12 protein-coding genes are annotated in these 13,738 nt (G+C 49.3%); 2 read left to right on the plus strand and 10 right to left on the minus strand.

The features are described 5' to 3' along the window. Positions 1–215: 215 nt before the first annotated feature. From P3339_RS04000 to P3339_RS04045, 10 genes are all read right to left on the minus strand, one after another. On the minus strand, positions 216–1,961 hold the full coding sequence (locus P3339_RS04000) for a nitrate reductase (RefSeq protein WP_282952497.1): 1,746 nt from the start codon (positions 1,959–1,961) through the stop codon (positions 216–218). Beyond that, on the minus strand, positions 1,895–2,983 hold the full coding sequence (locus tag P3339_RS04005; protein ID WP_282952498.1) for a molybdopterin-dependent oxidoreductase: 1,089 nt from the start codon (positions 2,981–2,983) through the stop codon (positions 1,895–1,897). The genes P3339_RS04000 and P3339_RS04005 overlap by 67 nt, the downstream gene beginning before the upstream one ends. Next, entirely contained in the window at positions 2,983–3,234 is a 252-nt protein-coding gene (gene nirD / locus P3339_RS23310) for a nitrite reductase small subunit NirD (protein ID WP_353056913.1), read from the minus strand. The genes P3339_RS04005 and nirD overlap by 1 nt, the downstream gene beginning before the upstream one ends. Positions 3,235–3,513: 279 nt before the next feature. Further along, positions 3,514–6,051 (minus strand): nitrite reductase large subunit NirB, encoded by a 2,538-nt coding sequence (nirB, locus tag P3339_RS04015; RefSeq protein ID WP_282952499.1) that lies wholly within the window; start codon positions 6,049–6,051, stop codon positions 3,514–3,516. Between the two features lie 268 nt (positions 6,052–6,319). Next, the gene (locus P3339_RS04020; RefSeq protein WP_353056914.1) at positions 6,320–7,105 is read right to left on the minus strand and encodes a serine/threonine protein kinase; all 786 of its coding nucleotides are present in this window, start codon (positions 7,103–7,105) and stop codon (positions 6,320–6,322) included. Next, complete coding sequence (locus tag P3339_RS04025; protein ID WP_502867328.1) at positions 7,063–7,719, minus strand: PP2C family protein-serine/threonine phosphatase; 657 nt, start codon at positions 7,717–7,719, stop codon at positions 7,063–7,065. The genes P3339_RS04020 and P3339_RS04025 overlap by 43 nt, the downstream gene beginning before the upstream one ends. Further along, entirely contained in the window at positions 7,701–8,099 is a 399-nt protein-coding gene (locus tag P3339_RS04030; RefSeq protein WP_282952500.1) for a hypothetical protein, read from the minus strand. The genes P3339_RS04025 and P3339_RS04030 overlap by 19 nt, the downstream gene beginning before the upstream one ends. Beyond that, positions 8,089–9,552, minus strand: a complete 1,464-nt coding sequence (locus P3339_RS04035; RefSeq protein WP_282952501.1) for a NarK family nitrate/nitrite MFS transporter — start codon at positions 9,550–9,552, stop codon at positions 8,089–8,091. The genes P3339_RS04030 and P3339_RS04035 overlap by 11 nt, the downstream gene beginning before the upstream one ends. Before the next feature lie 180 nt (positions 9,553–9,732). Continuing rightward, complete coding sequence (locus tag P3339_RS04040) at positions 9,733–10,797, minus strand: CmpA/NrtA family ABC transporter substrate-binding protein (protein ID WP_020414671.1); 1,065 nt, start codon at positions 10,795–10,797, stop codon at positions 9,733–9,735. 7 nt (positions 10,798–10,804) lie between these two features. Continuing rightward, positions 10,805–11,392 (minus strand): ANTAR domain-containing response regulator, encoded by a 588-nt coding sequence (locus tag P3339_RS04045; protein ID WP_026305250.1) that lies wholly within the window; start codon positions 11,390–11,392, stop codon positions 10,805–10,807. A 781-nt stretch (positions 11,393–12,173) separates the two neighbouring features. On the opposite strand from P3339_RS04045, the gene P3339_RS04050 reads away from it, so the two are divergent. Beyond that, positions 12,174–12,749: a hypothetical protein gene (locus P3339_RS04050; protein WP_282952502.1), complete on the plus strand. Its 576-nt coding sequence runs from the start codon at positions 12,174–12,176 to the stop codon at positions 12,747–12,749. After that, a complete protein-coding gene (locus tag P3339_RS04055; protein WP_282953547.1) occupies positions 12,689–13,723 on the plus strand; it encodes a Re/Si-specific NAD(P)(+) transhydrogenase subunit alpha in 1,035 nt (344 codons plus the stop codon). Before P3339_RS04050 ends, P3339_RS04055 begins: the two co-directional genes overlap by 61 nt. The last annotated feature ends 15 nt before the right edge of the window (positions 13,724–13,738 follow it).

The following is a 13,738-nucleotide window of genomic DNA, read 5'->3' on the forward strand; positions in this document are numbered from 1 at the left end:
GCTCCGCTATGACGCGCTAGATATATCGGCCTTAATTGTAGAGGGAATAAAGTTGATATTAACTTGAGAGGGCCCTTGCAACGCCATAATAGAGGCCTTTCTGCTCTAAATCGGCAGGTCAGCCTCTAAAGGAAATAATTTCATCCACAGATAGTTATTGTCTTGGGGATATTGCGGGGATGAATTGGACCCTTCTGTTAATTCAAAAGGACTTCCTAGGCGCCAGCTGCGTAGTTTTCTTTAAGTTCTTTGTGCTTATTTTTGGCAGACTTAACCACTTCGGTCTCCATCGTAGCGGCTACTGCCTGTCCGGAAACACCACTTTCCCGCGCTGTGCGGATCAGGGCAGATATTTCCGGTTTACAAGAACCGCAGCGGGTTCCACACCCGAGTGCATGACCTAGCGCTTCTACGGAGTGGATGCCATTTCCAATTGCTTGCTCGATCTGCGGCCGGGAAATCTGCATACAGGTGCAGACCATACGCACACCGGCTGGGATAGGGTGTAGCAGTTGAGCTGGAATTTGGGGCATATCGAGTTGCAAATAGCGCTCTAGAGTCCGTCGATCCGGTAGGTTGTGCCAGTCGTTATTAGCAATAATCAGTAGTTGGAATTCATCGTTATAGGCCAGCCAGCGCTGACTCTTTAACGTCTCGACCTGTTGCCAGTGAATATCGGGGATATCTTGCAATAGCATTGCACCTAACTTGCGGCCATCCAGGGGATGGCACAGAGCTAGCTCAAAGCGATAACCACCATCACAAGGCACTCTGTACCAGTGCAGGAGGTTGCTGTCGTTATGTGTTTGTAACCACTGCCATAGACTTTTGGCTACTGGATCAGGGCAGATCAGGGTGGCATAACTGTGGCATTCGAGGGGCTGTAGTTGAACTGGTACCTGTTTGAACTCGGGTTGGCCTGATAGGGGATCAACAACTGCTTCGGTAAGGGCGCTGACTTTGGACTCCTGCGCAAGAGTTTGGCTCCAGTGGATGGGCGCAAATAACTCTCCATGTTTTTGTGCGGCATTTAGCGCTGCGCGTCCGCACATTCTGCCCTGCGCACTGCGCAGCTCTACCAGGGCTCCCTCGTCAACACCGTATTCCCTGGCATCTCTCGGATTGATCTGAACCTCAGCAATTTCGCTGTGGTCGAGCAGCTTGCGTGAGCGGCCGGTGCGGGTCATAGTATGCCACTGGTCACGCATGCGTCCGCTATTGAGCCACAATGGGTAGGCCTTATTAATTTGCTGCTGGGGAGAGCGGGGTGTGATAGGAATAAAATTAGCGCGTCCGCTTTCGGTAAAAAATCTTCCATCTCCAAACAAGCGTGCACTGCCGTTGGGGTTTGCAGTATTGACCGGCCACTGCACCGGTTGTAGCTTGTCGTAGTCACTGCGTTGGATATTCCCAAAGAGGGAAATATCAAAGGCTCGGCTACCGTTATTTTCAAAGCCGGATAATTGAGCGTGCTCGCGGAAAATATCTGCGGGATGTGAATAGCTGAATTGATCCTCGAATCCCAGACGACCTGCCAAGTCACAAATGGCCTGCCAGTCATGCCGAGCCTCTCCGCTTGGTTCCTGGAAGGGCCTTTGCCGGGAGATACGCCGTTCTGCATTGGTAACCGTGCCATTTTTCTCTCCCCAGCTAGTAGCTGGTAACAGTACATCGGCACACCGTGCGGTATCTGTATCGGCAATACAATCGGAAACAACTACCAGCGGACACTTGCGCAGCGCTTCTGCCACTCGGTCTGCCTCTGGCATGCTCACTGCAGGATTGGTGGCCATAATCCAGATGGCCTTAATCTGCCCACTTTCCACTGCGCGGAACATATCTACTGCTTTTAAGCCGGGAGTCAGTGCGACCTGCGGAGCGCACCAGAAACGGCCTACCCGATCAATGGCATCCATATCGAATTCCATATGGGCAGCGAGCATATTCGCAAGGCCACCCACTTCACGCCCCCCATGGCATTGGGTTGTCCCGTGATTGAGAAAGGGCCCGTTCCCGTTTTTCCAATGCGCCCTGTAGCCAGGTGACAATTGATGATAGCGTTGTTTTTATCGCTACCACTGCTGGATTGGTTGATACCCTGGGAATAAAAGCTGATTGTTTTTTCTGTTTCGGCAAACAGCTGAAAGAATGCCTGTAATTTTTCTGTAGATATTCCACAGGCCAGCGCGGTTTGTTGAAGAGACCAGTGCTGAGCCGCGACGAGGGTATCCTCAAAGCCCTGAGTGTGTTGCTGAATATATTGATGATCAAGTTGATTGTGCTGTGCGAGGAAATTAAGCAAGCCGTTAAACAGGGATGCATCACTGCCTGGAATAATAGCGAGGTGTAGGTCGGCCATTTCACTGGTAGCACTCGCACGAGGGTCTATGACGACCAGTTTTGCACTGCCTGCCTGCATGCGCTGGAAAAGGATTGGATGGGTCCAGGCGGCATTGGAGCCAATTAATATAATAAGGTCTGTGTGTTCCAGGTCACCGTAGCAGCAAGGTACGGCGTCTGCTCCAAATGCACGTTTATACCCGACAACTGCTGAGGACATGCACAGACGTGAATTGGTATCGATATTAGCGCTGCCAATAAATCCCTTCATCAGTTTATTGGCAACATAGTAATCTTCGGTAAGTAGCTGCCCGGAGAGATAAAAGGCTACGGAGTCTGGACCATATTCACGGATATTTTGCGCAAAGCTATCGGCCACATAGGACATGGCACTATCCCAGTCACACTCCTTTCCATGCAAGCGAGGACGTAGCAGCCTATCACGTTCACCGAGGGTTTCCCCAAGCGCGGCGCCTTTGACACAAAGTTTGCCAAAATTAGCGGGATGTTGGGTATCGCCACTGACTTTTATAGCCGTAGTGTCCGCGCGCTCTTCCTTGTCGACCGTTACTCCACAGCCTACGCCGCAATAGGGGCAGGTAGTGCAGGAGCGGCGCGCGCTCAAAAATTCCGTTACTGCCATTACTGTATCTTATTGCAGCCGATGTAAACCTTATCCTCATAAAGTGCCAGTGGGTAGGTGGCAAGCCTGATATTGCTATCTTCCATGCAGACTCCATCGCTTAGGCGGAAGTGGTGTTTATAAAGCGGGGAAGCAACAGTCAATTCCCCCTCCATTTCCGCAATAATTCCTCTTGCAATTACGCCAGCTTGTGCGATCGGGTCCCAGTTGTCAACGGCATAAAGCTGTTGCTCCTGATCGGGTAAAAAAATAGGGCGATACTTCTCTGTTCAATAATTTTATTGGCTCTACTGAACATCTCCGTAGGATATACAGAGGTATCACCCCAAAGGGCACACACCCCTGAGTTATTCACCAGATCTGATCGCTGACAGATTGGTAACCATTGGGGGTGGGTTATGGCAATTGAATTTGTGTTGCTTTGTTGCAGTGCGGCTAAGCTCATAATAATTTCCTTTCAAGACTTTAAGAGGTTAAAAAGTGAAGCCTTCATCATTTGCGGGCCGGTGGGTTAAGCAGCCGGGTTGGTGTCATGCGGACTCTGCGGTTTCCACAATTTCTTCCACAGTTGCCGGTCGTGGCTGACCACGCTCTTTGACAAAAATTATTTTTTCATCTGATTGGTCACTATTGACAAACTGGCGAAAACGTTTGAGCTTTTCGGGATCGTTGACCGCAGTTTTCCATTCACACTGGTAGGTATTGACTACACGTTTCATCTGCGCCTCCAGCTCCACACAGATATCCAGTTTGTCATCAATAATGACTTCACGCAGGTAATCGAGACCGCCGTCGAGATTTTCGAGCCATACTGATGTGCGCTGTAATTTATCGGCAGTACGTACGTAAAACATTAAAAATCGGTCGATATAACGGATCAGGGTTTTGCTATCCAGATCGGTGGCAAATAAATCTGCATGGCGAGGGCGCATGCCTCCATTCCCACAGACAAAAAGGTTCCAACCTTTTTCGGTGGCGATTACTCCCACATCTTTGCTCTGCGCTTCAGCACATTCACGGGTGCAACCCGATACCGCCATTTTAATTTTGTGTGGTGAGCGAAGGCCCTTATAGCGATTTTCCACAAGCAGAGCCATGGAAACACTGTCTTGCACTCCGAAGCGACACCAGGTACTGCCGACACAGGATTTGACTGTACGCAGAGACTTTCCGTAGGCATGGCCGGTTTCAAAGCCTGCGTCAATCAGTTCGCTCCAGATTTCCGGTAGTTGCTCCAGCCTCGCACCAAATAGATCGATACGCTGACCACCGGTAATTTTTGTATAGAGGTTATAGCGTTTAGCGACTTCACCAATAACAATCAACTTTTCCGGCGTAATTTCACCACCGGGAATACGAGGCACTACTGAGTAGCTGCCATTTTTCTGCATATTCGCCATAAAAGTGTCATTGGTATCCTGCAGTCCGACATGGGACTGCTCGAGAATATGCTCATTCCATAAAGAGGCGAGTATGGAGGCTACGGTGGGTTTACAGACCTCACAGCCATGACCGTTGCCATGTCTTTCCAGCAGTCCGGCAAAGGTTTTAATTTCCTCCACCTGAATAATGTGAAATAACTCCTGGCGTGAGAAGGGGAAGTGAGCGCAGAGATGATTGTTTACTTCCATGCCCAGTGCGGCCAGCTCGTCGTCAACAATATCCTTCAGCAAGGCGGTGCAGCCACCACAACCAGTGGAAGCCTTGGTTACTTCCTTGACTTCAGCTAGGGAGTGGCAACCTCCGGCAATAACATCGACGATCTGGCCCTTACTCACATTATGACAGGAACACACTGTAGCGGTTGCTGGAAGGGCTGCTGCACCCAGGGTAGGAGTTGCACCTTCTGCTGCAGGTAAAATTAGTTGCTCCGGGTGTTCGGGCAACTCGATATTATTCAGGTGATATTGCAGCAGGCTATCATATTCACTGGTATCGCCAACCATTACGGCGCCGAGTAATTGTTTCCCGGTGCTATCGGTAATCATGCGTTTATAGATGCCGCTCTGCTCATCGACGAAAGTGATAGCGGCAGCACCGTCACTGCGTCCATGGGCGTCACCAATAGAACCTACCTGAACCCCGAGAAGCTTGAGTTTGGTACTCATATCGGCGCCGGTGAAATTTTCCTCTTCTCCAACCAGCTGGGCAACAGCTGTACGCGCCATACTATATCCCGGCGCGACTAGACCAAATATTTGATTTTCGTACAGGGCGCATTCACCGATAGCAAAAATATCCGGGTCCGAGGTTCGGCAACTGCTGTCAATAACTATGCCGCCTCGCTCTCCGGTTTGTAGGCCCGAAGATTTTGCGAGTGAGTCTTGGGGGCGAATACCGGCGGAGAATACAATCATATCGGTGATAAGTTTCCTATCCCCTTTAAATTGCATACATAGGCGACCATCCACTTCTTCAATGAGTTCGGTGGCTGTACTGGTATGCACCTGGACCCCCAGGTCTTCAATTTTATTGCGTAACAGTGTTGAACCGCCGTCATCGAGCTGGGTGGCCATTAACCCCGGTGCAAACTCCACTACATGAGCTTCGAGCCCCAGAGTCTTTAATGCATTGGCAGCCTCAAGGCCGAGCAGGCCGCCGCCAACTACAACACCTGTTTTGGCATTCACGGCAGCAGAGCGGATTGCATCTAAGTCTTCGATGGTCCGGTAGACGAAACAGCGCTCGTGCTGATGGCCCGGAATTGGCGGCACAAATGGATAGGAGCCGGTGGCGAGTATTAGCTGGTCGTAGGAACGAGTGATGCCGCTGGCAGCGGTGACCATTTTATTTTTTCTATCAATCTCCTCAACCCGGTCGTTGAGCAGAAGCTCAAATCCCCATTGCTGGTATTGCTCAGTTTTACCCATAGCCAGGTCTTCTGTACTGAGACCAGAAAAATATTCAGACAGATGAACCCGATCATAGGCTGGCCTTGGTTCTGCACAGAAAATGGAAATTTCAAAACTTGTGGATTTTTGATGATTGGCCAGCTGTTCAAGGAAATGGTGTCCTACCATACCGTTGCCAATCACGATCAGCTTTTGTTTCTCTGTATTTACTCTCATTTACATTCCTGCCGTCTCAATTTGTTTGTTCGGCAGGGGCAGGCCCAGGAAAAGCAGCAAGGGCGCCTCCTCTTCTGCCGAAGAGTACAGGCGCCGTTGCCTCGAAATAGGGGAGTATTTTGTTGGTAATTAAATACATTCAATCTCCATGCCAACTTTATTTATAGAAATGGTGGCGTTTTGGCTCGATTGTCTACGATGTCTGCGACAAATTAGTGCATGCGGGAATTTTCTTGCGCATTGAAAGTGCTTATTCAAATCCTGTGAGCTAGAGCCAGAAGAAATAGAGCAGATGTGAGAGCAGTAATAATAGAGCCAGTAACTGCCAACACAGCAGAGGATTGCGTTCCAGGAGTGGGCGCTTATTTGGCAACTTGAATTCTGGATTTGGAACCTGCAAATCCTGGATAAATTCCGATAGTGCGATGTAGCGTTTCTTTGGATCTGCCGCACAGGCTTTGTGTAAAGCTCCATCTATCCAGTGCGGAATATCGTCCCGATACCGGGAAGCCCTGGTAAATTGCATCTGGCTGTAACTTTTCAGATGGTAGTGATAATTGCCGAGACGCTCTGGATAGGGATATTTACCGGTGAGAAGTTCATAGGTGATTACTCCGAGGGAAAATATATCTGAGCGGTGACTGGCGCTATCACCAAAAAAGAACTCCGGTGCTGTGTAATTCTTGCTACCGGGGGCACATTCGCCGGATAAGTGTAATTGTTCTCTGAGTCCGGGACCATCAGCACCACCCAGATCAATAATTACGAGGCGCCCGTCATTGCGCATCATAATATTTTCTGGTTTGAGATCGCCGTGAACGATTTCCATGCGCTGCAGGCTTCGCAGAGCACTGACCAGTTGCCCGAGGATATCCCGTACCTGGGGGATTTGTGGTTGTGGGTTTAATTGCATCCACTGCCGTAAAGTCTGGCCTTCAATATATTCGAGAATATGGTAAAGGCAACGCCGCTCTTTGTTGGGAGCGAAAACTTTAATAATTCCAGGGTGAGTTATTCGTCGTCCGGTCCATTCCTCGGCAACAAAACGCTCGATATATAGGGGATCATCACAAAAATTGACCGAGGGGTTTTAATTACTCGGAGCTTGTCTGTGTCCTGGTCTCGTGCCAAATACAGGTGGCTGCGATTGCTGGCGTGCAGTTCCTGTAGAATTTGAAAGTTATCGAGTTTCTGTCCCGGGCGCAGGTCCGGCGCAAATGGCAATTCTCGATTGCGCATTGCCAATTCATCACACTCGGGTAGGCCAACGGAGTTTACCCTGCAAACTATTGCGCTTAAGTTGTCTGTGGATCCTGCTTGTAAGGCTGTATCAATTAGCTGTTGCGGAGTGTAGGCACAGAAATTCTGCAGCAGCGCCTTAATAGTATCTTCCTGTAGGAAATCGTGGATACCATCACTACTGAGCAGGAAAACATCACCTGCTTGTAAAGCTTCACAGCGGTAGTCCACGTCAATATGCGCATCCATACCCAATGCGCGACTTAGAAAGGTACGCCCCGGGCCAAGGGTATGGCTGTGATCACGGCTAAGGTATTCCAGTCTGCTATTTCTCAGACGATAAATTCTAGAGTCTCCAATATGTACCAGGTGAGCGCTGGTACCTTTGAATATAACGGCGGAGAAAGTAGTCAGCCATCCTCGCTGGATTTCAGTGCTGCCGCCACTCTGACGGAAAAGCCAGCTGTTGAGGGAATGTAATACACGTGCGACGGCGTGTTTGGTCGACCAGGTTTCCGGAGTACTGTAGTAGTCAGAAAAAAACCATTGATAGCGGCTCGAGCTGCCTCGCCGCCAGCCTCTGCATTGGCAACTCCATCAGCGAGCGCTGCGAGGCTGCCGTGGCGCTGTAGCTCGGCTCCTTCCGGAAGCCTGACCGCGCAGGCGTCATCATTATGCTGCCGAAGACCGGCACAGGAGGCACTAAACAGCTGCAAGGCACCATAGTAATTGCCCTGCCCACAGTTTGTGGTAGCGGGACTGTCACCTTTCAGTCCCGCAGTTATTTTTATACCGCTGTCATGCGACATCGATCATGGATACGCTGCCATCGGGAAGTACTTCCGCCATTTGCCCTTCTGGTTCTTCCAGCATTAACAGGGCAGTAAAACCGAGTACTGCCGTGGCGCAGATGACCAGGAAGAAAGTCTGGTAGGACACCATGCTTAGCACTGTAAGGTAGAACACTGCTCCCACATTGCCATAAGCCCCTGTCATTCCGGCGATCTGCCCGGTAAGTCGACGCTTGATTAGAGGAACAACAGCGAATACGGCCCCTTCACCAGCCTGTACGAAGAAGGAACAGGCCATAGCAGCCGCAACGGCCAGGTACAGTGGCCATTCTGCATCGATCAAACTCATGGCGAAGTAACCCAAAGCGAGGCCTGCAGTCAGTATCAGCAGAGTGGGCTTACGTCCCCAGCGATCACTGATCAGTCCTCCCGCTGGGCGCGACATCAGGTTCATAAAAGCGTAGGCGGAAGCCAATAAGCCAGCCTTTACCGGATCCAGGGTAAAAGTCTCGGAGAAGAAAAGGGGTAACATGGAGACCACGGCCAGCTCAGAACCGAATGTTGCAAAGTAGAGTAGGTTCAAAACAGCGACCTGCTTGAATTTATAACGGTGCACAGGTGCAGGAGGGTTACTGAGTACCTCCCGATTAATACTGTAGGTTTTTCGCGCGTCCAATAGATAAAGTACTACCAGTCCGCAATAAATCAGACTTGCAGTGAGGCTGGATATTAAGTTGACTCCGCTGGATAGTTTCCAGGTGAGCAGTGCCAGAGCTGCATACATAGGTACTTTCATCACCAACAAGAGGACAAAATCCCCAGTGCTGGTAACTTCCATTGCACCAATTTTCTTTGGTTTAAAATAGGTAGACCCCTTGGGGGTGTCGGTAACCGAGAAGTAGTAAATCACGCTGTATACAAGCGCAATCACTCCTGTAAGGCCAATGGCGTAGCGCCAACCATCATCGCCTCCAAAAAACAGTGCAATGGTTGGTAGGGACATAGCTGCGGCAGCGGAGCCAAAGTTACCCCAGCCCCCATAAATGCCTTCGGCAGTTCCCAGTTGGCGGGCTGGGAACCACTCCGATACCATGCGAATGCCGACCACGAACCCCGCACCAATAAACCCGAGCAGGAAGCGGCCTATTGCCGCCTGCACAAAATTGTCTGCCAGGGCAAAAATAAAACAAGGCACGCTACCAATCGCCAGCAGGAGAGAGTAGGTGAGCCGTGGGCCATATTTATCTGTCAGCATTCCTATTACGATGCGAGCAGGAATAGTCAGAGCCACATTTAGGATCAGTAGGGTTTTAACTTGATCCGGACTAAGCGATAAGCTCTTGGCAATTGCCATTAATAGGGGAGCATGGTTAAACCAGGCAAAGAAGGTGATAAAAAAAGCCACCCAGGTAAGGTGAAGGATTTTTATCTTCCCGCGGAACGAGAATAGATTGAGTGTATCACTGGACATGCGCATTTCCTTTATTTGCTAATTCCGCAGGCACAAAAAAAGCCCATAGCCACAGCCGGTAGACTGTAGTCGATGGACTTCGTTGCCCGTGATTTTCGGCGAATAACCACTTCACCGTGCTGATGCGCCAGAGGGAAGGCAATTGCATCATCGAAATATTTCCATTCAATTAATGTGCCACTATTTTTTTGAGAGGAGAAAGTCCACGGTTTGCCGGTAGAGGTCGGCTCTAAAGGCCTTCTCTGCCTGGGGGGATACTTCACTAAAGCCCTTGCACATCTCCAACAGCTGACTTGCCTTGTCTGCGCAAGGTCGGCCACTAACATTGTCCTTGTGGGCGAAGAGGTGCCAGCCTGGATTGGCAATGATCGCTGCATCCCTGCGGAACAGGATTTGATCACTGAGTGAGAGCTGAATTAGTGTTTCGGGTAAGTCAAGATACTGTTTCTGTGATAGCAGACCTGCAGCTATACGACGGTTTCCCCGTGCGGCAAGCCAAGTGCAGGCTTGAAGTAATGCAGCGCGTAAAGCCAGGTGTGTGGCGGGATGAGCTTCATGCCAGCTTTTAGTAACTGCCAGGACTTTTTCCGGCATAGCTGGCAGTAGGCTGTTACAGGCTGTGATGATTGCACCGGCTCCTTTGTGAGCGGCGAGGGTATTCCAGGGCTCACCCACACAATAGCCATCGATAACACCACTATGAAGGTTCTGCAGCATCTGCTCCGGGGGCAGCACTACCAACTGTATTTCCCTGTCTGGGTCAATATTTGCTGAGCGCAGCCAGTGTCGCAACTGTAAACTGTGACTGGAAAAAGGGTATACCGTAGCGAGCCTCACCGGGGTGGAGCCTGCATTATTCAGTAGGTACCGCTTGAGTGCCGCGGCGATATCAGCTTGTGAACTGCCGCTGATATAGTTTTGCAAGCGATGGAAAAGGTCTTCCGATAAGGTAATGGCATTGCCGTTACAGCTAAGGATAAGCCCGCTTAAGAGCTGTTCCCGACAGTTTGGCAGAGCCTGCTTCAGTGCCAGCGGCATCGGCGCTAGCATAGCAGCAGCGTCTGCTTTACGTCCGATCAGCTTGTCACGCAGGGTTGCCCAGGAGGTTTCCCTGTGTAGCTGCACATCCAGGCCAAGCTGATGAAAGTAGCCCTTCTCCTTGGCGATAATTAAGGGCGCACTGTCGGTCAGGCGCAGGTATAACAATTTTATTGAAGTCTTTTCCGGGCGCAGAGATAGTGACATCGGTAAGTTAATGCTCGCTCTGGAAATAGTGGATAATTTGTTCGGCAACTGCACGCATGGTGGAGTTACTGCTCATAGCAAGATTGCGCAGCGTTTTATGTGCGTCTTCCTCGCTGAGTTTTTTCTTGGCCATCAATAATCCCTTGGCCCGCTCTATGGCTTTTCTCTCTGTTAGCTGTTGTTGGGTTCGTTCCAGGGATTGGCGCAGTTGCTGGAAATTTCTAAATTGCGCCATGGCTATTTCTATGGCTGGTGTTACCTTCTCTGCCGTAATGCCCTCGGCCATATAGGCGCTCACTCCGGACTCGACGGCACGACTGATGAACTCGGCATTGCCACTACTGGAGAACATGGCTACGGGGGTCGGCGCTTCACGATTGACAATTGCCAGGCTTTCAAGAATGTCCCTGTCTGGGGATTCAATATCGATCAGCACTACATCGGGGCGATATTTCTCTACCTGGAAAAGTAATCCCTCAGCACTATTAATCTGGGCAACAACAGTGTACCCGGCTGCGCGTAATCGCTCACAAACAAGGTGAGCACGCTCGGAATGGTCATCGACCAGCATGATGGCGGGGCTTGCGTTAGTCACTGTATTACTGCGGCACTCGTTAAATGATTTCTATACACTTATCCAAGTGTCAATCAATAGTTATGCCAAGCGTGCAAGGAGGGATAAACAAAATATCTTCTTCTATTTCCATGAAGTTAGAGTGGCTGTTACTGCTAGTTCCTGGTGCGATATTCTGCGTATATTGCATTTCTTGCACAAGTGGGGGGCTTTATTCGAAATAGCCTGCATAAAACCGTGATTAGTTTCGATGGCTGAAAGTTATATTCTAAAATTTTCTTATTATTGGTTTTCTGTAACCTCCATGCATATTTACAAGGATATCCGTCCCAGTATTAGATGGCATACAGATAAAAATCGGCTAATTCTTATAGTTTTGAATTGTAAATTTTTCTATTTTAAATAGTCGCTAAAGTCTAATTTGTCTTAAGGACGGTCATTGCAAAAGCCATCTTAGGGCTTCATAGCCAGGATCTGAATAAGGGAAGGAAATTTTGATGTGCATATGGGTTATTTTTTATCCACACAAAACTAAGTAGATTGTCCCAAGGGGAGCCTGGGAGTTGCCGTTGATTAAATACAGTTTCAGTTGAGACGGTTTATTGTTTAGTGGTTATCTCTTTCACAAGGCCATTCCAATTAATAGTCTTATAAATTTCGCCAATTACCGCTATCAGACTATTCCTCTTTTCATCCCTTGTTGCGAGGTTTACACTCGAGTTGTTTATAAATTGGGCAGTCCAATACTTTTTGAGGTAGATGTAGCTGTAAGTTCATAATACTAACTAAGAGGGGCACGGCGGTGATAATAGCCATACCTAGAGAGACCGCAGAGGGGGAAACTCGTGTTGCGGCAACTCCTGATAGCGTAAAGCGTTTGCGCGATATGGGATTTTCTATAGCGGTGGAGAAGAGGGCCGGCGAAAAGGCCAGCTTTACTGATGAAGCTTATGCTGAAGCCGGTGCAGAAATTCGCGAGGATATGCAACAGTGTCTGGCAGGTGCCGGAGTAGTTTTAAAGGTACAAGCACCTAGTGATGCTGAGCTGGCTCTTATTCCCGAGGGGGCTACATTGATTGCCTTTCTGAAGCCAGCGCAAAATGCTGAGCTTCTGCAGAAACTTTCTGAACGAAATATTAACGCCCTGGCCATTGAATCAGTCCCAAGAATCTCCCGCGCACAAAAGATGGATGCTCTTAGCTCCATGGCCAATATTGCCGGTTATCGAGCGGTCATCGAAGCCGCACATAACTTCGGACGCTTCTTTACCGGGCAGATTACCGCTGCGGGAAAAATCCCCCTGCAAAAGTACTCGTTATTGGAGCCGGAGTTGCTGGTCTCTCTGCTATTGGAACAGCAAAAAGTATGGGAGCGATAGTGCGTGCTTTCGATACCCGTGCAGAAGTGCGTGAGCAGGTTGAGTCTATGGGAGCGGAGTTCCTGACTGTTGAAATAGAGGAGGAAGGTTCTGGCTCTGGCGGATATGCCAAGGAAATGTCCAAGGAGTTTATCGAGGCTGAAATGGCTCTATTTCGGGAGCAGGCCAAGGATGTGGACATTGTTATTACCACTGCTTTGATACCTGGTAAGCCAGCGCCGAAACTATGGCTTGCCGATATGGTTGACAGCATGTCGAAAGGATCGGTGGTAGTGGATTTGGCAGCGGAAATGGGTGGAAATTGTGATTATACAGTGCCGCATGAAAAGATTGAGAGGAGTGGTGTCACTATTATTGGGTATACCAATTTGCCTAGTCGTGCCGCAGCTCAGTCCTCCAGATTGTATTCAACCAACCTTGCTCACCTGATTGGAGAATTGACTCCAGAGAAAGACGGGACCATAAACCTAAATTTTGATGATGAAGTTATCCGTGGTGCAACAGTGGTTAAGTCTGGAGAAATTACCTGGCCACCTCCTGCACCTAAAATTTCTGCACAGCCAAAAGCAGCCAGTAAAGCTGCTGAACAAGTGAAGGTGATTACTGAGGAGAAGGCTGAAAAACGAAGGTCGCCTCTGTCTATCTTTATTTTTTGGGCCGTTGCCGCTGTTTTACTCCTTTGGTTGGGGCGGGTTGCTCCACCTGATTTTGTTTCCCACTTTACTGTTTTTGTATTGGCAGTTTTTGTCGGTTGGCAAGTAATCTGGAATGTCACTCATGCATTACATACGCCTCTGATGAGTGTGACCAATGCAATTTCTGGAATCGTAATTGTCGGGGCGCTGGTACAGCTCGGAGTTACTGGTTCTGGTTTGGTAACTTTGCTCGCATTTATTGGTGTACTGGTTGCCAGTATTAATATATTCGGTGGATTCTTTGTGACCTACCGTATGCTGAAAATGTTTCGCCGGTAAGGGAGGGAGAGTGTA

Origin of the sequence: Microbulbifer sp. MLAF003, assembly GCF_030012965.1 — a bacterium.
Classification (GTDB): Bacteria; Pseudomonadota; Gammaproteobacteria; order Pseudomonadales; family Cellvibrionaceae; genus Microbulbifer; species Microbulbifer variabilis.

Bases quoted from the DNA above. Each gene is read 5' to 3' on its own strand.
- P3339_RS04030 (WP_282952500.1), bottom strand. From the start codon at position 8,099: ATGTCGCATGACAGCGGTATAAAAATAACTGCGGGACTGAAAGGTGAC.
- P3339_RS04040 (WP_020414671.1), bottom strand. From the start codon at position 10,797: ATGTCACTATCTCTGCGCCCGGAAAAGACTTCAATAAAATTGTTATAC.
- nirB (WP_282952499.1), bottom strand. From the start codon at position 6,051: ATGAGAGTAAATACAGAGAAACAAAAGCTGATCGTGATTGGCAACGGT.
- P3339_RS04035 (WP_282952501.1), bottom strand. From the start codon at position 9,552: ATGTCCAGTGATACACTCAATCTATTCTCGTTCCGCGGGAAGATAAAA.
- P3339_RS04005 (WP_282952498.1), bottom strand. From the start codon at position 2,983: ATGGCAGTAACGGAATTTTTGAGCGCGCGCCGCTCCTGCACTACCTGC.